The sequence below is a fragment of the Dehalogenimonas sp. W genome (assembly GCF_037094495.1).
Lineage (GTDB): Bacteria > Chloroflexota > Dehalococcoidia > Dehalococcoidales > Dehalococcoidaceae > Dehalogenimonas > Dehalogenimonas loeffleri.
The window spans coordinates 433,586-452,119 of sequence record NZ_CP146612.1 but is presented as its reverse complement, the minus strand read 5'-3'; the positions used below and the strand labels follow the sequence as shown (position 1 = coordinate 452,119).

Annotated in this window: 15 protein-coding genes; 2 read left to right on the top strand and 13 right to left on the bottom strand. The window is 54.4% G+C overall.

What is annotated here, in order from left to right:
• The first annotated feature begins 476 nt into the window (after positions 1-476).
• Together pheS and pheT are read left to right on the top strand one after the other, a co-directional pair.
• A complete protein-coding gene (gene pheS / locus V8247_RS02260) occupies positions 477-1,511 on the top strand; it encodes a phenylalanine--tRNA ligase subunit alpha (protein ID WP_338738356.1) in 1,035 nt (344 codons plus the stop codon).
• Positions 1,511-3,949, top strand: a complete 2,439-nt coding sequence (pheT, locus tag V8247_RS02255) for a phenylalanine--tRNA ligase subunit beta (protein ID WP_338738355.1) — start codon at positions 1,511-1,513, stop codon at positions 3,947-3,949. Before pheS ends, pheT begins: the two co-directional genes overlap by 1 nt.
• Positions 3,950-4,064: 115 nt before the next feature.
• Here pheT and ftsZ read toward each other — a convergent pair whose 3' ends face one another.
• The 13 genes from ftsZ to V8247_RS02190 form a co-directional block, all read right to left on the bottom strand.
• Complete coding sequence (gene ftsZ, locus V8247_RS02250; RefSeq protein WP_338738354.1) at positions 4,065-5,192, bottom strand: cell division protein FtsZ; 1,128 nt, start codon at positions 5,190-5,192, stop codon at positions 4,065-4,067.
• A 45-nt stretch (positions 5,193-5,237) separates the two neighbouring features.
• Entirely contained in the window at positions 5,238-6,440 is a 1,203-nt protein-coding gene (gene ftsA / locus V8247_RS02245) for a cell division protein FtsA (protein WP_338738353.1), read from the bottom strand.
• A 58-nt stretch (positions 6,441-6,498) separates the two neighbouring features.
• Positions 6,499-7,575, bottom strand: a complete 1,077-nt coding sequence (gene rsmH / locus V8247_RS02240; protein WP_338738352.1) for a 16S rRNA (cytosine(1402)-N(4))-methyltransferase RsmH — start codon at positions 7,573-7,575, stop codon at positions 6,499-6,501.
• Entirely contained in the window at positions 7,576-8,004 is a 429-nt protein-coding gene (mraZ, locus tag V8247_RS02235) for a division/cell wall cluster transcriptional repressor MraZ (protein ID WP_338738351.1), read from the bottom strand. It abuts the gene before it with no gap.
• Positions 8,005-8,496: 492 nt separating this feature from the next.
• Positions 8,497-8,970 carry a dCMP deaminase family protein gene (locus tag V8247_RS02230; protein WP_338738350.1) on the bottom strand — a complete coding sequence of 158 codons (474 nt, stop codon included), beginning with the start codon at positions 8,968-8,970 and terminating at the stop codon, positions 8,497-8,499.
• 151 nt (positions 8,971-9,121) lie between these two features.
• Positions 9,122-9,676: an AAA family ATPase gene (locus tag V8247_RS02225; protein ID WP_338738348.1), complete on the bottom strand. Its 555-nt coding sequence runs from the start codon at positions 9,674-9,676 to the stop codon at positions 9,122-9,124.
• A 280-nt stretch (positions 9,677-9,956) separates the two neighbouring features.
• The gene (locus V8247_RS02220; RefSeq protein ID WP_338738345.1) at positions 9,957-11,078 is read right to left on the bottom strand and encodes a PilT/PilU family type 4a pilus ATPase; all 1,122 of its coding nucleotides are present in this window, start codon (positions 11,076-11,078) and stop codon (positions 9,957-9,959) included.
• A 38-nt stretch (positions 11,079-11,116) separates the two neighbouring features.
• On the bottom strand, positions 11,117-12,598 hold the full coding sequence (gene pilM, locus V8247_RS02215; protein ID WP_338738343.1) for a pilus assembly protein PilM: 1,482 nt from the start codon (positions 12,596-12,598) through the stop codon (positions 11,117-11,119).
• A 1-nt stretch (position 12,599) separates the two neighbouring features.
• On the bottom strand, positions 12,600-13,229 hold the full coding sequence (locus tag V8247_RS02210; protein ID WP_338738341.1) for a hypothetical protein: 630 nt from the start codon (positions 13,227-13,229) through the stop codon (positions 12,600-12,602).
• Between the two features lie 46 nt (positions 13,230-13,275).
• Positions 13,276-16,251, bottom strand: a complete 2,976-nt coding sequence (locus V8247_RS02205; protein ID WP_338738340.1) for a hypothetical protein — start codon at positions 16,249-16,251, stop codon at positions 13,276-13,278.
• Positions 16,251-16,787, bottom strand: coding sequence for a prepilin-type N-terminal cleavage/methylation domain-containing protein (locus V8247_RS02200; RefSeq protein WP_338738339.1), 537 nt, complete (start codon positions 16,785-16,787; stop codon positions 16,251-16,253). The genes V8247_RS02205 and V8247_RS02200 overlap by 1 nt, the downstream gene beginning before the upstream one ends.
• A gap of 2 nt (positions 16,788-16,789) precedes the next feature.
• On the bottom strand, positions 16,790-17,200 hold the full coding sequence (locus V8247_RS02195; RefSeq protein ID WP_338738337.1) for a prepilin-type N-terminal cleavage/methylation domain-containing protein: 411 nt from the start codon (positions 17,198-17,200) through the stop codon (positions 16,790-16,792).
• Positions 17,201-17,257: 57 nt separating this feature from the next.
• Positions 17,258-18,463, bottom strand: coding sequence for a type II secretion system F family protein (locus V8247_RS02190; RefSeq protein ID WP_338738335.1), 1,206 nt, complete (start codon positions 18,461-18,463; stop codon positions 17,258-17,260).
• Between the last annotated feature and the right edge of the window lie 71 nt (positions 18,464-18,534).

Genomic DNA, 18,534 nt, shown 5'->3' with positions numbered 1-18,534 from the left:
TACAAAATGACGTTTGGCGCTAACCAGACCGGAAGCTTCAAGCTAAACCGGGAGTGAATTGATTTTTCAGTCCGATGCCAATTTCAGGAAACGACTCCGTGATTTAGCTTTGGTTGAAAAAGACCTCAAACGTGAGCCCGCATCTTAGATAAAATTAACATCAATTAAATCAATTCCCGCTGGTGAAAACAATCCATGTTTCCCGGCTGTCATATTGCCGTTTGAGCCGATTGCGATTGGAAAAAGAGGCTTGAAATACCGTATATATTATAGCACATTAATACGCTGAAAAACCGTAATAATGTCCTATTTTCAAAATATAATTTTGGGGTATTAGGGAAAGGTCAGGCACATCACCCTTCGTCAAGCGATGACGGGCACGGATAACCCGAGTTGAAACCTGAAAGCCGGGTGCTTGCCCGCTTGACCGATGAGGGGTCAGGTAGATATAATCCTTAACTTGAAAGCTGTAAAAAATGACTGAATCTTTTAACACTCTGAAACAAAAAGCCCTGACTGAATTGCAGGGGGTAGATTCCGCTGAAGCGCTGGAGTCCTGGCGCGTTGCCTGGCTCGGTAAAAAGAGCGAATTGACCGCGGTGTTGCGCGGCCTCGGCACGCTGCCGGTGGAAGAACGCAAAGCTGTCGGCGCTCAGGCTAATGTGGTGCGGGAAGAATTGGAAGCGGCGCTGGAAGCCCGTGAGTCAGAACTGGCCAATGCTCAGATGAGCATGGCCGGCGACATTGACATCACCCTGCCCGGCCGGCCCTGGCTGGCGGGGCGGCTGCATCCGGTGACCCGCATCGTCAATGAAATCTCCGATATCTTCTCCTCTTTGGGTTTTTCCATCGTGGAAGGCCCGGAAGTGGAGCTGGACCGTTATAACTTTGATGCCCTGAACATCCCCAAGGAGCATCCGGCACGGGACACCATGCAGACCTTCTGGGTGGATGACGGCGCGCCTAAAGAAGCCCGCCATACCCTGCTCCGGACGCATACCTCGCCGATGCAGGTGCGCTTCATGGAAAAATATAAGGAACCGCCCTTCCGGATTGTGGTGCCGGGCCGGGTGTACCGCTATGAGGCCACCGACGCCAGCCATCTGCCGATGTTCAATCAGGTGGAAGGGCTGATGGTGGACAAGGACGTGTCCTTTGCCGACCTTAAGGGTACCCTGTACGAATTCGCCCGGCGTTTCTTCGGCCCCAACCGCAAGGTGCGTTTCCGTTGTGACTTCTTCCCCTTCGTGGAGCCCGGCGTGGAAATGGCCATTGAGTGCGCTTCCTGCCGCGGCGCCGGCTGCCGGGTGTGCGGTAATTCCGGCTGGCTGGAGATACTGGGTGCCGGCATGGTGCATCCCAATGTCCTCAAAGGCGTCGGCATTGACCCGGAGATTTACACCGGCTTCGCCTTCGGCATCGGCGTGGAACGTCTGCCGATGCTGCGCTACGGGGTGGATGATATCCGCCTGTTTTATTCTAACGATTTAAGATTCCTGAGGCAGTTTTAATGAAAGCCCCAATTTCCTGGCTGAAAGAATATGTAGAGATTAACCGCCCGGTCAAGGAGATCGCTGAAAGGCTGACGCTGGCCGGCAATGAAGTTTCCGCCATCACCTCCACCGTTCCGGCCTGGGGCGGTATTGTGGTGGCCGAGGTTACCGCGGTAGAGAGTCACCCTAACGCCGACCGATTGCGGCTGGTGACGCTGAACACCGGCGCTGAATCCCAGCCCCGGGTGGTCTGCGGCGCCCCTAATGTAGCGGTCGGGCAGAAGGTAGCTTTTGCCGGCGTCGGCGTCAAACTGGTTGACGGCCATACCGGCCAGGCCATGGAGCTTAAACCGGCGGTTATCCGCGGGGTTGAGTCCTGCGGCATGGTGTTGTCGGAAAAGGAACTCGGTCTGTCCGATAACCATGAAGGCATTCTGGTGCTGGACGCCGAAACCAGGGTGGGTTTGCCGCTGGCTGACGTGCTGGGTGACCAGGTGCTGGATATTGAAGTTACCCCTAATCGTTCAGACTGTTTGTCCATTACCGGCATTGCCCGGGAAGTTGCTGCGGTCACCGGCCAGAACGGCATCAAACTGCCGGATACCGCCTATGAAGAAAGTGAAACCCCGGTCGCTGAATCGGTGACCGTGGAAATTAAAGCGCCGGACCTGTGTCCGCGCTATACTGCCGCCGTTATCAAAGGCATCAAGGTCGGCCCGTCACCGGAATGGCTGCAGAAGCGGCTGACGGACCTGGGACAGCGGCCGATTAACAACATCGTTGATATTACCAATTTCGTCATGCTGGAGTACGGCCAGCCGTTGCACGCGTTTGATTTGAAAAACATCAAGGGCGGCAAGATCAGCGTCCGCCGTGCCGAAGAAGGTGAAAAATTCGTCACCCTTGATGATGAAGAACGCACATTGACCGCTGATACGCTGATGATCGGCGATGCGGAACGGTCAATCGCTATCGCCGGTGTCATGGGCGGGGCTAACAGTGAGGTTTCGGATACCACCACGGACATCGTTCTGGAATCGGCTAATTTCAATGCCGCCTCCATTCACCATACCGCCGGCCGTTTGAAGCTGACTTCGGAGGCTTCCACCCGTTTTGAACGCAATCTGAACCCGGAACTGCCGCCCCATGCCCTCAAGCGGGCAGCGCAACTGGTACTGCAGATCGCCGGTGGTCAGGCCCAAAGCGGTATTGTGGATGCCTATCCCGGTAAGAAATATGCCGTCGGCATCATGATGGCCGTTGACCGTATTTCAGCAGTGCTGGGCAGCCGTTATGACTTCGGAGTGGTAACCAAATCCCTCAAGGCGCTGGGGCTGACCTGGTATGTTGAGAATAATGACGAAGAAGACTTCGGTATGCCGGCCGGCACGCAGTTCCTCCGGGTTTATCAACCCTGGTGGCGTACTGACCTGAATATTCCTGAAGATATCATTGAAGAAGTCGCCCGGATTATCGGCTACGACAATATCCCCGCGCGCCCGTTGTCCGGCCCCATCCCCAAACGGGTAGGGCCGCCGATCATGGGCTTCAAAAAATTGTTCCGGACTGCACTGGTCGGCTATGGCTTCCAGGAATTGCTGTCGCTGTCGCTGACCTCAGAGGACGCCATGCGGCGGGGGACGGCTGACGGGGAACTGAAAGGCCGTCCGGTCAGATTGCTCAATCCGATGTCCTCGGAGCAGGAAATCCTGCGCACCAGCCTGCGTCCGGCGCTTTTTGCCGCGGTGGCCGCTAACCGGCGTTATGAGCCGGGCGGGATGCGGTTGTTTGAGATCGGCCGGGTATATAACACCGGCGACGGCCCGCTGCCCGTGGAAACCGAGATGGTCTGCGGCGTGGTTGCCGGCGAGGCCGAGCCGGCCGGCTGGCAGCAGGGCAAGCGCGGGTTTGATTTTTATGATGTCAAAGGCCTGATTGAAACCATTTTGAACCGGATGCAGGTCAATTATAAGGTTGAAGTATCTCAGGACGCCGGACTGCGCCCCGGCGTGCAGGCTTCCTTCTCCATTGACGATATCACCTTCGGTGTTATCGGTGAGGTTCACCCGCGGGTAGCCGCCAGCTTTGATGTCGCCGAAACCCTGTATCTTTTTGAGGTTGATTTGGCGGTGCTGATGCAAAAAGTAAAGCCGGGCCGGGCTTACGAGCCGTTGCCGCGGTATCCCGCGGTAGTGCGCGACATCGCTCTGGTGGTGGATGCCGCCGTGTCGCATCAGCAGGTACTGGACACGTTGTCGGCCTTCCCGCTGCTCAAGAGTGTCAGCCTGTTTGATGTCTATGCCGGCAAACAACTGGAGGGCGGTAAAAAGTCACTGGCTTACCGTCTGGCCTTCCAGTCAGCGGAGGAAACACTCACTGATGAGAAGATAGACAAGGTGATGGCCGAGATTTTCTCCACGCTGGGTTCTGAATTGGGCGCGAAGCTGAGAAGCTAGAGGGCGAGAAATTCCAATATCTAAGCCCTAAATCCTAAACAAATTCAAAATTACAATGACAAAAAAGGCGGCGGTCCTCCGGGACCGCCGCCTTTTGCTTTCGGTGAATTTTCGGTTATCTGGCCCAGGGAGCGCGGGACGGGGTGCGCGGGGTCTTGGCCGGCTCGCTGTAATTCTGGCGCTGGTGAGAGAACAGCGGTTTGCGCAGGAAGGACGGTACGTCCAGCTCTTCTTCGGTCTTGATGCCGCGGAGCAGGTTAGTCACTTCATCTTCATCCTCTACGTCTTCGCTGTTGGTGTGGAAACCGGTAGCGATGAGAGTGATGCGGACGTCGTTGCCCATGTTGGCGTTGGAGCCGACGCCGAAGATGATATTGGCATCCGGATCAACCGACTTGCGGATGACCTCGGCGGCTTCATTGACTTCAAAGAGAGACAGGTCCGGGCCGCCGACGATATTGAACAGAACGCCGCGGGAGCCGGTGACGGAGACGTCCAGCAGGGGCGAAGCCAGGGCTTCGCGGGCGGCGTCAATGGCGCGGTTCTTGCCGGTGCCGCGGCCGATGCTCATCCAGGCCGGGCCGGCGTCTTTCATGACGGCTTTGACATCGGCGAAGTCCAGGTTGATGGTGCCGGGGACGGTGATGACCTCGGAAATGGCCTGAACGCCGTGGTGCAGGACATCATCAGCCATCTTAAAGGCGGCATCAACGCCGGTCTTCTGGTCGCAGAGCTCCAGCAGGCGGTCGTTGGGGATGATGATCAGCGTATCAACTTTACCCAGGAGTTTCTGGATGCCTTCCTTGGCGGTCTTGGTGCGGTGAGCGCCTTCAAAGCTGAATGGTTTGGTGACCACGGCAATGGTCAGTGCGCCGCTTTTCTTGGCTTCCTCGGCCACTACAGGGGCGGAGCCGGTGCCGGTGCCGCCGCCCATGCCGGCGGTAACAAAGACCATGTCGGAGCCGGTGACCAGTTCGCGGATTTCATCGCGGCTTTCTTCGGCAGCTTTCTGGCCCATGGTGTGATCGCCGCCGGCACCAAGGCCGCGGGTGATCTTTTCACCGAGTTGGACGCGTACCGGGGCTTCGGTGATGGCCAAAGCCTGGGCATCAGTGTTGAGGGCGATGAATTCAACGCCCTGGATTTCTTCCCGCACCATGCGGGTGACTGCGTTGCAACCGCCGCCGCCGCAGCCGAAAACCTTGATCCGGGCCGGGTTGGGGACGAAACTTGTCTTAGCCATTATTTTATTCTCCTCACTTATATTTTTAATTTCTAATATTCGGTTTTAGTTAAAGAACTTGGACAGCATGCCCTTGACGCGGTTGAAGAAGCCCAGTTTGCCCCAACGGGTCTTGGGCTGATTCTTGGCACCCCAGAGCAGCAGTCCGACGCTGGTGGCATAGGCCGGATCCCGCAGGGCGTCGGTGATACCGTAAATGTTGGACGGCATGCCCACCCGGATGGGAAGCTGGGTGATGTCTCGGCCCAGGGTTTCCAGTCCGGCAATATTGGACGAGCCGCCGGTGAACACAATACCGGCCGGGACGACGCTTTCGTAATCCGAACGCGGCAGCTCCAGCAGGATCAGGCGGGTGATTTCTTCAATGCGGGCGCGCAGGATGTCGCACAGGTCCTGATAGCTGATGCCGTGACCGTCTTCGGAGATCGGGTTGGCTTCCATGCGGCTTTCATAGATCGGCATGACCGAGCCGTAGCGCTTTTTCATCTCTTCCGCTACGTCAAAGGGCAGACCCAGGCCGATGGCCACATCGCGGGTTAACTGATAGCCGGCGACGGGCAGAATGGCGGTGTGCCAGATGGCGCCGTCCTTGAAGACACAGATGTCGGTGGTGCCGCCGCCGATGTCGGCCAGCACCACGCCGACCTGTTTCTCATCTTCGGTCAGCACCGCTTCTGATGAGGCCAGCGGCTCCAATACCAGGTCATCAATTTCCACACCCAGTGAACGGATGCACTTGATAAGATTCTGGACTGAAGCAGCGGCGGCGGTGATGACGTGGGTTTCCACATCCAGCCGGAAGCCGTGCATGCCGACAGGATTGCGGACGCCGACCTGTCCGTCAACCGCGTAGTTGCGCGGAATGACGTGCAGTAGTTTGCGGTCATTGGGAACCTTGATGGACTGGGCGTTGGACAGTACCCTCTTCAGGTCGTCGGAGCGCACCAGCCGGTCATTCCGGGTGATGGCGATCACGCCTTTGTTGTTGACCGAGCTGACGTGCCGTCCGGTGACGCCGACATAGGCGCTTTCCACCTTATAGTTGGCGGCCTGCTCGGCCTTGGTGATGGAATCCTTGATGGATTGGGCGGCATCGCTGATGTTGACCACCAGACCTTTGTGAAGGCCGTGCGACGGGCTGATGCCGACGCCGATGACCTGAGCGCTGCCGTTTTCGGTGATTTCAGCGATGGATGTACATATCTTGGTTGTGCCGACATCTATCGCCGTTACAATTCTGCGTTTCATTCTCCTCCTCCTTTAGATTGATTGGCAGGTTTATGCTAGATTTTATTTATAGCCATATTCACATCTTGGACCTCCCTTTCAGAGGGGTCAGTCCGGGTGCGCAGAGGGTAGGGGTGCCCGCCTCAAGGCAATGCCTATCCGATACGTTATCTTCATCTTTGGTCATATTCAGAAAAAAATGCTCGCTGAGCGAAACCTCATTCTCCCGGCGGCTCAGGATGCGTTCGGCAGCCCGCAAACGGGCGCTGCGGCTGCGTGGGTTCGCCCGCAATTCCGCATCGGCGGGGGTGATTACCTTCTTATTCAACAGGCGTAATCTGGCGGCGTGACCGCAACGGCACTCCGGCAGGTCAACCGGGCAGATACAGTCCGATGATTCCCGCTGCAGGAACTGCTTGACGATCCGGTCTTCCAGCGAGTGGTAACTGATGACTACCAGCCGCCCGCTGAACCCCAGCAGGCTTACCGCCTGCTCCAGGGTGCTCTCCAACCGGGTCAGCTCCTTGTTGACCGCGATGCGCAGCGCCTGGAAGGTGCGGGTGGCCGGGTGAATATCGCCGTGGCGGCCGATAGCCTTGACTAGCAGCTCCGCCAACTGGGTGGTGGTTTTCAAAGGCCGGGCTTCAACGATACGCCGGGCGATAATGCGGCTGCGGCGTTCCTCGCCGTAACGCCAGATAATATCGGCAATCTCAGTTTCAGAATAAGTATTGATAATTTCGGCCGCAGAGACTTTCTGCGACGGGGAAAAACGCATGTCCAGCGGGGCCTCATGCTGGAAGGAAAAGCCGCGGCCGGACGCGGTTAACTGCATGGACGCCAGTCCCAGGTCCAGGATAATGCCGTTGACCGGATAAAAATCACGCGCGCGGCAAACGGCTTCCATGTTGCTGAAATTCTCATTGACCAGCAGGAAGGAACCTTCATAACCGGCCAGATTCTGCCGGGCGACGGCCAGTGAATCCGGGTCGGCATCCAGACCCAGCAGTTGCCCGCCGGGGGCGCTCATCTCCAGTATGGCCCGGGCATGCCCGCCGGCACCGGTGGTGCCGTCAACGTAACGGCCGCCGGGACCGACTGCCAGTGCTTGCAGTGACTCCTGCAACAATACCGAAATATGGTCAGCGCCGGCCAATTACCTGGTCTCCAGCCCTTCAATGATATCCCAGGCCTGTTCCAGGTCATCGGCTTTTTCAACTTCCCAAGCCGCTTCATCCCAGATTTCCAGATGGCCGGACACACCGACAACGACGGCGTCCGCGGTAATGCCGGCATAGGCTCTCAGCTTTTCCGGCAGGCTGATGCGTCCCTGGCCGTCAAGCATAACCGGGAAGGCCTGGCCGAAGACGGAACGTTTAAGTTTACGCAGTTTTGAAGCGCTGGTGTCTGCGGTTTCAATCTGTTCTGACAAACGGTCCCATTCTTTGTTAGAATAGGCGGCGATGAACTTTTCCGGGCCGGGAGACAGCACCAGACCGTCTTTCAACGGCATGCGGAAACGGGGAGGTACCGGTAATCGGCCCTTTTCATCCAGTTTGTAATTAAATTCGCCAAAAAAATTCATATAACCAGCTAACTCCGCAGTTCCCCACAATTCACCACGTTTACCCATTTTATGGGTGAAACAGGTCAATGTCAACACTTTTTTTTTGAAAATTCAAAAAATATTTTGAGAAAGTACGAAAGTACGCAGCTGATAGCTGTCAGCAGTCAGCTTTCAGCTATCAGCTGCGAATATCCAGACTCTAATTTCTAAAGCACCGAACAAATTCAAATATCAAAATCTCAATGTTCAAACCAGGCCATCATGAATCAGTCCGTGGTAACGAAGCAGCTGAAAAATTAAAAATGACCACGGGCCGCTTTCAGCAGCCGTTTTGGTCATTCAACATCGGGGATTTACATATTGTGTAGGATTTGGAGCTTGTTATTTGGGATTTCCACTCACGCTGCGGATTCATTAGGAGAGCCGTTGGTGATGAGCATTGTGAATCCATGAAAGGCCGATTAAGAGAAGAGGCTGACGGCTGAAAGCTGATGGCTGACAGCTTTTCGGCTATTCCATAAACTCAATGACGCCCGGCGGGCGGCTGCGCAGGTCAACTTCAATGCCGACCTGCCTGAAGAGTTCAAGAAAAGAGTCCTCGGCGTACCGGCCGAAACTGACAAAGCGCTTGATGCGGGCGTTAGCCAGCATCTTGGCGCACAGGATACAGGGAGTGTGAGTGCAATAGACGGTAGCGCCATCCAGATTGACGCCGTGCTGGGCCGCCTGGATGATGACGTTCTGCTCGGCGTGGACCGCCCGGCAGATTTCATGGCGGGTACCGGAAGGAATGTTATTTTCATCGCGCAGGCAACCCAGTTCCAGACAGTCCGGCACGCCAGCCGGCGCACCGTTGTATCCGGTGGTCAGGATATGCTTGCTCTTAACCGCCACTGCGCCGACGTGCCGCCGGCGGCAGGTGGAACGTTCGGCCACCACGGCGGCAATTTTCAGGAAATAATCGTCAGATTCCGGTCTGTTCATCGGTTAGCCTTCAGTTGCTGGATTTCTCGTGTTGGAATTTGGTGGCCTTGTTTGGGTTGGTCGGGTAGGGTACGGATCTGGCGGGCGAGGCATGCCTCGCCCCTACAAACCTTGATCAAGGGGTCGCAAAGACGGGCTGGGGTTAGCGCATTCATGACTTTAACCCGTGGATGAGTTGCTCCACCTGTGCCCGCAGCGCCTCAAAATCGCCTTCGTTGGTGATCATGTAGTCCGCTACGGCGATAGGGCCGGCCTTGCTGACTTTCTCCACCTCGGCCCGGTCACGGGAAAAAGTCTCCTCGCGGGTCAGCGGCCGGATGCCGCGGGTAGCCAGTCGTTTAGCGCGGGTGCCGGGTGAGGCCCAGACCGCCGCCACGGCCAGTTCATCTTTGTAATAGTCCTTGAGAAAGATGTACTCCTCCCAGGAGTAGAGACCGTCAATGACCACCGGACCGTCATGGAGCGCCGCGTCAATGCGCGGTTGATTGAGTTGGGCGTAAGCCGCCATGCCTAGTTCCTGCCGCAGCGCTTCACGGACGGTGCGTTCGTTGGCTTCATTCACCGGCAGGCCGCGGCGTTTAACCTCATCGTCGGTCACGTCGCCGAAGCGGACACGGGTGTAGCCGTTTTCTTCAAAAAAGCGGGAAACCTCGGTTTTGCCGGCGCCGGCCATACCGACCATAGCGATGATTTTGGGTGAATTCATGGGCAACATTATAGGGGGAAGGAGGGGGGAGGTACAAACGCTAAATACTACCAATACTACAAATACTACCAATTTCCAATATCTGAATAAGGCTTACGTTTGTCTTAAAGCCCCAGCACCCTTTGCTGTAACCACCCACTGCCCACTAATAGCTGAAAGCTGCCGGCTGAAAACTGACAACTAGTTACTGTAAACTACCTACTGCCTCTACTAACAGCTGACAGCTGAATGATGATGTCTGAAAACTGATTACTGACAACTGCTAACTGCTAACTGACGACTAGAACAACATTGACAGCGTGGTGCTTTTAGCCTTGCGTCGGCCATTGCCGGAGTGTCCGTTGTTGCTACCCATCAGCCGTTCCACTTCATCGGTTTCATTACAGAATTCAAATACCGTATCCCGGCCAATTTTGCCTCGTCGGCACAGATCCACCAATGACTCATCCAGCGTAATCATGCCCTCTTCCCGGCTGGTGCGGATAACGTTGGGTAACTGGTAAATCTTGCCTTCGCGTATCAGGTTTCTGACGGCGCCGTTGGCCAGCATGACTTCCACCGCGGCGATACGGCCGGTACCGATGGAGCGGGGCACCAGCGTCTGACACAGGACGCCGACCATGAGGGAGGCCAGCCGGGTCTGGGCCAGGTGGCGTTCATGAGGCGGAAAGAGATCAATAATGCGTTCCAGTGCCTGGTAAGTGCTGGGGGCGTGACTGGTGGACAGCACCAGATGGCCGGTTTCTGCCACGTTAAGTACCGCCGCGGCGGTGTCCAGGTCCCGCATTTCACCCACCATGATGACATCCGGGTTCTGCCGCAGGACGTGTTTCAGCGCATGGGAAAATGACAGCGTATCGGTCCCCAGCTGACGCTGGGTGATGGCGCACTTAACCGAAGGATGGATATACTCAATAGGGTCTTCAATGGTGACCACATGCTTGGCTTCGGTGTGGTTAAGGTGTTGCATCATGGCGGCCAGAGTGGTTGATTTGCCGGAGCCGGTGGGGCCGGTGACTACCACCAGTCCCCGGGGGACGGTGATAAGGTCCTTGCAGATATCCGGCAGTTCCAGTTCTTCAACTGTCGGGATTTGGGGCGGCAACAGCCGCACTGCCAGGCTGACGGCCCCCCGCTGTTTGGCGGCATTGCAGCGCAAGCGCCCCACACCGGGCATGGTGAAGCCGAAATCCAGTTCCTTTTCCTTCTGGAAGATTTCCACGTCTTCCGGCAATGCCAGCTGGGCCAGGGCGTCTTCGGTATCCTGTGCCGTCAGCGGCGGCGCGGCAAGGTGCTCCAGCGAGCCGCGCACCCGCACCAGCGGCGGAGAATCCACCACCATGTGCAGGTCGGATCCGTCCCGATCCCGGGCTTCAGTGATAAGGGCAAAGATGTCTATCATGTTTTTCTTTCTACAATTGGCAGCGATTCAATCAGCAGCTAATAGAGAATCAGGGTGAAATTATATACATAAACCTTGGTATCTTCGGTTAATTCTTTTGTTATTTCAGAAACAATCACATTTTCAAAGCGGTGGAGGTCTCTGAGAGCCGCGGCGTAAGCAAAAACATTAGTTTCACTTTCGGTGGCAATACCCGTCACAGATAGAACACCGTCATTCCAGTCTATGGTGTCCACGGTGACCTTGGTTGAAGGAATCTGTATCCAGGCGTTGCGGACATCTCCAGACGCTTCCTCCCGCTGGTCACGCATATACTGATACTGGGCTTCCAGGGAATTGGTTTTAGTGATAATCGGTGTAATGGCAGTTTCAACACCCGCAGTCTGAGACTCTAAACCAGACGTCTCGGCCTGAATCCGGGCGATATCCGCCTGAGCCAGCGTTACCTGTGTCTGAACAGCATCAATTCTAGTCTGTATTTCATCGTTTTGGGTCTTGAAGTCATCTATCAGGAACCAGCCATAAACCAGCCCTCCGATTAGGACAACTCCGGCTACCGGCGCCAGGATATTGAACCAGTTGATGCCCTTGGGCAGATACTGTGACGGCAGCACATTAACATTGATCACACTGCCGAAGGCGGTATCTTCTTTCGGCAGGGGTACCAATCCCAGGTTGACGATGAATTGGCTCACATCAAAGCCTTCCGGCGCTTCAAACGGCGTTGTCAGCGCCGCCACCGGGTGCCCTTCCTGCCCACCCAGTGCGGGCCAGGCGTTCACGTCACGGGTCAGTCCGCCGGATACCAGCACGGGTACTTCGGCATTCAGCGGGTTCTCGGTATGCGAGGAATTGTAAAAGGTAATGGTGCGTGAGATTTCCTCGGCGATACTCATTATCCGCTCTGCATCGGTCATGGTTTCCGACGGCAGCGGGAAAGAGCGGATGACTTCCGGAACCCTGTCCACAAGGATAATAATGTCAATATTGTACAACCAAGTATTGACCATGACGGCCCGGTTGACGTTAGCCAGCCGGGCTAACGCTAATGGAGCAACATCCATGAATTTTATCTTGAGTCCGGCCTTCATAACGGTGCGTACCAGCGCTTCGGTGGCATTTTTAGGATAGGCTACCAGAAAATAGCGGTGTTCCAAATCGGCGGCACTGAGCAATTGCCGGGACAGATATACCTGATCCATCGGTATCGGAATGACACGGGTAGCTTCATTCTGAATGGCATCATCCAGGATGTTTTTCGGCACATCTGCCGGCAGAGAGATAATGCGGAAGATGGAATTTAAGCCTGACAGCGAAGCGACCACGGCAGAGCCGGCCAGTTCCTGTTCCGCCATAAAGTTTTTCAGGATTTCGGCCACGGTGTCTTCCTGCTGGATGACGCCGTCAGTCACCAGCCCGGAATCCAGCATCAACGAGGCCCATTTTTCCACGACCTTACCGTTGGTGACCAGTAGTTTGATCTCGCGGTCCTCAATAAACAAAGATACTTGTTTTGACATTTTAATTGTCCTCCAGTGCCATCAAGGTTATGGCGATTGTTGCCTCCGGCGAAGGTACCGCGGCTATTTCAGGGTCGTATTCATGGTATATTTCTATCTGAACTGAGTCTATGGTCACCGTAAGATACGGTTCAATCAAGGCCACAGTTTCCAGGCTGCCGATAAAGTTATTGATGTTTTCAATATTGCCGGTAACATGAAACACAAAAGAGGTGCTCTGATATCTGATTTTGTCAATGGTTATTGTACTGAAGTCCTCAGCGTTAAACTCCACGAGGTTCAATGAATGATTGGCGGCGCGGATAAATAACCGGGTGCCGTAATCAATGGTTTGAATTGCCGCCGGATGAATCGGCGTCGGGAATTTGGCGATGAATTCATCCAGCGCAGCCCTGGCGGCGGTCATGCGGGCCTGTGTTTCCGCCAGTTTCGCCTCTGCCGCCGTCAGTTCATCTTCGGCGCTGGTGACTCCGTCCTGAACAACCGGCAATAATGCCTGTGTGGTGTCCAGGCTGGCGTTAAGCTGGGCTTCCCGGTCGCGCTCATCCTGCCAGAGCATGTACAGCATACCGGCACCGATGGCAATAATGCCCAGGAAAAGAACCACAATTAATGGCTTACTGATCTTCATGCCAGGCTCCTTTTGACATTAGGTTTGTGCATTTAAGAAATTCCTCTCAACGAATCAAATACGAAATAGCACCGCCCGTCGTGGTGTCGCTCCGGAACGAAATTATGATATAACCCAGAAGGAAACCGTCGCTCTGTGTCGGTAGATTGATGGTGGCTGACGTGTCTCCAGGTTCAATCAGCGGGTAATTGACGTAGAAAGTGTCAATATCAATACCCGGATATGAAAGTCCGGGGGAAGTAGAATTCCAAACATTGGTGGATGGAGAAGCCGCATTGGCTAAAGCCTGACTGTTCCCGTCCTGTCCGGTAACAATAATCTGATCACCGGTAATCCCACTATCGCCCTCAAGCACAAAGACGGTCATCTTGCTGGAATTATTCTCAAGTTCAATACCTTCCGGCACCAGGAAACCGCTGATGGTGCCGCCGCCGTTGCCATCACCGTCAAAATCAGGGTCGGTGATACCGGAAGGTTCCCACGCCTCGGAGAAGGTGAAGCCCGGCGTAGCGATGTCATACAGCCATAACTGGCGGCTTTTTGTCTCCGGGCTGGAGTAGATGATAATCATAGACCAACCGGCATAGCTGTATTGGTATGGCAAGTCACTGGTATTAAGGGCGGGAGTACCCAGGGGGTATCCAGTAGTGCCGCCGCCGTAGAAATTGAAAGAATACAGCGGATCCTCGGCGTTGGCGGCGATTACATGCCCCAAAGTATAGGTTGCCGCCCCATTGCTCGCCGCGTCCCCATCGAGAATCCAGTTATTCACTTGATCGGTAATATCAGCCATAGCCATATAGGACCAGGTGCTGATGAAATCTGCATCAATCGCGCCGTACTGGTTAGCCAGAACCTGATAAGTATCTGCGGTAACGGTTTGCGTATTGCCGCCGGTGGTACCGAAATTCACCTGATTGACCTTAGCTGTTTCTTCCACCAGATGGCTGATGGCGCTGGGGTCGCCATTGGTCGGATATTTCAAGGTCGGGCCGGATATAGCGATGTTGTCAATATAGACATAATCGTTGAGGGAAGAACCGGCTGTGATTTTAAATCTCATCTTGAAATCATTTGTTTTATAAGCGTCCGGAATAAGAGTACTGACAAAACCGGAAGTAGAAGATGAATTAGCGACCACGACGTCACCGCCCCAATTAGTACCCCCATTGCCGGAAAAGCTGAGGATAAGGGTTTCGCCGGAACCTAATGACACATTGGTCAGGTCAAAGGAAGCCGCCAGGCTGACCCCGGCATATGATGACAGGTTCAGGCTTCCAGAGAGTTCCAGATAACTGGCGGTGGTGGTGCCGCCGCCGACGCCGCGGAATCTGCCGCTGGATACAGACCAGGTGGAACCGGTCTGTATCCAGCCGGACAGGCTGGAACAGGAGTCAAGGAAAATGGAGGGGATTACCAGCTGGATATTATCCAGATACATATATTCGTTTGTGGCATTAATATCGGCATAAAACCGTACCTGGAATCCTGCTGTCAGATATTCCGAAGGAATGACCACAGAAAAAGAAGATGGGGGACCATCATTACGGAAGGCCTCAAAATAGGAACTCCAGCCGGTGCCGTCATTGAAGGCGTAATAAAGCCGGTCATCATCCTCCAAAGTGCCGCCTTCCGATTGGTTCCAGTAAATATACACTGTGTCAGAGGAATAAGAACTCAGGTCGACAACGCCTGAGGTCAGGGTCAACTGGCTTTCAGAATAGCTGCCTCCTCGGGCTCGGAACTGGCCGCTGGAAATTATCCACCTGCTGCCATTGGACCAGGTAGGCCAGGCAGAGCTGGTCCAACTGGAGGCTGTTTCAATGCCCGGCGGGCTTAGTACCGTGTCTGAAGAACCATACGGATTGTAACCATGCCAGTCTATCCAGCCGCTCCAGTAGAGATAGACCGCTTCTATCTTAGCTCCAGCCGGTATGTCGTTTGCTGCCACTTCGGTTCCACTGGCACCGTAGAAGCGGTCACGGAAGGCCTGGTTGGAGGTTGGAGAAAGCAGGGAGTTGCCGGTGGCAAAATAATCACCGTTAACCGATTCGCCCAACTGCCGCGTTTCTTGTCTGATGACAATGGCGTCAATATAGGTGCTGGAGGCCTTGGAGGTTAAGGCGATAACATGAACATCCGCGTCCCAGGCGAACAGGTCATCATCGTCGGTTGTTACCCAGCCGACTGTCTGAGCGATCCGGCTGTTTTCCTGACCGGTCACTTCGTACCGATACCAGAAAGTCACAATCAGGCGGATCGGATTGTCATTGGAAGCCACCTGAGGCATGTCACTGAATTCTGTAGGGGTATCCAGTTCCCAGACAAACGCGGTGCCGTTGGCGTTGGCTGACTGAGACTGGCTGGTTAAAGACTCATATTCCTCACCATTTATGTATAGCCCGTGAGAACCATCGGTCACGACTGTGAAGCCTGGAGGCAACCAGACCCCGATGGTTTCAAGAGAGGGATTAGACCCGTCCGGATAATAAGTAATGGATACTTCAAATTTACGGCCCGAAGTATCTATGGTCCCGGTATCTCGGCCGGTGACAACAAGCGTATAGGTTTCCGCCAGATTCTTGGCTGTAGCGGCATCGGGTGTATCAATATTGGAGGGTACCCAGATGTTACTGACCTGTACAGCTACTTCCCGGTCGTTAATGGAAGCAATGTGAATACCATCATAGTCACCGACTTCACTGGGATAATACCAACCTCCATCTCCGTCAACGGTGGCTCCCCAGTCAGGATTATTAAAATTGTACTGATCATATTCCGGAGAAGGGAAAATGGTGCTTAAGCGGTCATATTTTATCTGCCACTGAGCATCGACGATGCCGGCATCTGCTGAGTAGTAATCATCAGTTTTTTCCTGAAAAACCTCACCGACAATTAAACCGGTACCGATATAATTGAGGACTGGAGCCAAGATAATGGCGCCGATGGCAATAAACACCAGCATTGATATCAGCGCTTGCCCGCGCTGGCTTTTATTAAGTATGGAAAATGATTTTTTCATTAGCTTGACCTCTGCCGGACTTCATAAATCCGGGTCTCTGTTACTGTGTATCTGCCCTCTATTATGGCTGTGATGGTCAGGGTATAGGTCCCGGGGAACCCTGACCTGGGAACAAAAAAAGTGTTTGCCGCTGAGGTGCTGATATGCTCGGCTATCTTTCTGGTGGTGGCTGTGCCGCCATTGATGGACTCGTCCCGGAGAAGCAGGCCGTCATTAGTAATCCGATAGGTGATGGTGAATTCATTACCGACGAGATTGGTCCATTCCAGTACTATGCTGAAGCCCGTACCCGCCGGAGTATTTCCTTGCCCATATAATACACGGCGTGCTTGCACGACATCGGTGCTGATGGCATCGCCAGCCTGTTGCAGTTGACGTTGGGCGGTGATGGCGTTGGTATTCCGCTCTGATATTGACATAAGCTGGATGATACCCGTGGAAATACCACCCATGATCAAGCCGGTGATGGTTAGGGCTACCAACACTTCCACCAGGGTAAATCCCCGCCTGGTATTAAACAGGCGCTTAAACAGCATCTTCATCCTGTGTACTTGTAACCCTCCAGTACCACAACGTCATCCCATGATCCGCCACGATAGTATTCCACGGTGATGGTAATCTTTTGAAGACCGTCATCGTTGCCGGTACCATCGCCCCGTGGATCCAGGCGTTCTCCGGTGATGGTAATCTGCCATATCGTGGCATCAAATTTTGTAGTATCCACCAAATAAACAGGTGGATTGGATCCGTCATAGGGTTGGGCTTTAACATATTCCATCTGACTGCGGGCGATACTTTCCGCCGTCGCTCTGACATCCGCATTAAGCGTATGGCTGGAAGAATTGGCCAGTACCGCCAAGAAACCGAGTCCGACGGTACCCAGCAACAGCAACGCAATCAGCACTTCAACCATGCTGAAGCCGTTTTTCTTCAATTTTATTTTATTCATAGCGGCCATAAAGGCCCTCTCGTTTGTCCGCCGCTACCGGTGGAGTGTTATTCTTATTTATAGTTGGCCGTACATGGAGTACATGGAAGATACCAGCGCCACAGCAATGAAGGCGACGATGATGCCGATGATGACGGTCATAGCCGGCTGGATCAGGTCAATGGCGCCTTTGATACGGTCATCAGATTCCATATCATAGGTGTGGGCCACGGTGGCGAGGGTGTCATCCAGTTTGCCCGTTTCTTCACCAACACCGACCATCTGGACCATCATGGGCAGGAAGACTTTGCGCCGGGACATAGGCCCGGAGATGCCTTCACCGCGGATAAGCTCCCTTTGGACTTCTTCTAAAGCCTCACTCACAACTTTGTTGGAAGTGGCGTTTTTAGCCTGCACCATGATTTCCGGCAGAGGCAGACCGGCTTTGAACAACAGGGCAATTGTTTGGGCGGCCCGTGAAAGCTCAGACAGCAGGATGATGCGGCCGATGACCGGCATTCTAAGCAAGCCTTTATCAATCATATATCTGCCGTTGGCGGTGCGGCCCCATACCACCAGGCCGATAATAATTGCCGCCAAACCAATTAAAATATAAAGGCCATAAGCGGTGGAGAAGTCTGTTACCGATATCAAAATCTTGGTGGCAGCGGGCAACTCCGTGCCCAGTTGCCGGTACATGTCAGTGAACGTGGGTAATACGAAGATCATCAGAACCGCGACCACGATAACGGCGACGATGGCCACCACGACGGGGTAGGTCAGGGCGCTTTTTATTTTTTTACGGGTTTCATTCATGCGTTGCAGAAAGTCCGCCATATTGCGCAGGACTACTTCCAGGTTGCCGCCCTGTTCGCCGGCGGACAGGACGCGGTGAAAGAGCGGAGAGAAGACCCTGGGGTGTTTGCTCATGGCACCGGACAACGATGTTCCGCCCCGGATATCATTGGCGACATGCCCAAGGGTGGCCCGGAATGTTTTATTGGTGGTCTGATCCTGCAATAGTTCCAGCGCGGTGACGATGTCCGTGCCGGATTCCAACAGGAGCGCCAACTGACGGGAGAACAGGATGATTTCACCCAGCTTCACCTTTTGGGCAAACATACTGGAAGTACCGGCGGAAAACAGCTTTGATTTAGACTTCAGGGATAAAACCTGAAATCCATTGTGCGCCAGGAGTTTGGCCGCGGCATCCCTGTCGGTTGCTGCTACCTTACCTTGTACCAATCGGCGTTCCTGATTGTAGGCGACGTAAGCGAAATCCATTTTATTAAATCCTAATACTCATAATTATTGCCGGCAATGCCGCTTGTTTCGTTGATTACTCCTGCATACGC

Coding starts and splice junctions, on each gene's coding strand:
- V8247_RS02230 (WP_338738350.1), bottom strand. CDS start 8,970: ATGAACAGACCGGAATCTGACGATTATTTCCTGAAAATTGCCGCCGTG.
- V8247_RS02200 (WP_338738339.1), bottom strand. CDS start 16,787: ATGCTGTTTAAGCGCCTGTTTAATACCAGGCGGGGATTTACCCTGGTG.
- mraZ (WP_338738351.1), bottom strand. CDS start 8,004: ATGAATTTTTTTGGCGAATTTAATTACAAACTGGATGAAAAGGGCCGA.
- V8247_RS02190 (WP_338738335.1), bottom strand. CDS start 18,463: ATGGATTTCGCTTACGTCGCCTACAATCAGGAACGCCGATTGGTACAA.
- V8247_RS02220 (WP_338738345.1), bottom strand. CDS start 11,078: ATGATAGACATCTTTGCCCTTATCACTGAAGCCCGGGATCGGGACGGA.
- ftsZ (WP_338738354.1), bottom strand. CDS start 5,192: ATGGCTAAGACAAGTTTCGTCCCCAACCCGGCCCGGATCAAGGTTTTC.
- V8247_RS02225 (WP_338738348.1), bottom strand. CDS start 9,676: ATGAATTCACCCAAAATCATCGCTATGGTCGGTATGGCCGGCGCCGGC.
- ftsA (WP_338738353.1), bottom strand. CDS start 6,440: ATGAAACGCAGAATTGTAACGGCGATAGATGTCGGCACAACCAAGATA.
- V8247_RS02205 (WP_338738340.1), bottom strand. CDS start 16,251: ATGAAAAAATCATTTTCCATACTTAATAAAAGCCAGCGCGGGCAAGCG.
- V8247_RS02210 (WP_338738341.1), bottom strand. CDS start 13,229: ATGAAGATCAGTAAGCCATTAATTGTGGTTCTTTTCCTGGGCATTATT.
- pheS (WP_338738356.1), top strand. CDS start 477: ATGACTGAATCTTTTAACACTCTGAAACAAAAAGCCCTGACTGAATTG.
- V8247_RS02195 (WP_338738337.1), bottom strand. CDS start 17,200: ATGAATAAAATAAAATTGAAGAAAAACGGCTTCAGCATGGTTGAAGTG.
- pheT (WP_338738355.1), top strand. CDS start 1,511: ATGAAAGCCCCAATTTCCTGGCTGAAAGAATATGTAGAGATTAACCGC.
- pilM (WP_338738343.1), bottom strand. CDS start 12,598: ATGTCAAAACAAGTATCTTTGTTTATTGAGGACCGCGAGATCAAACTA.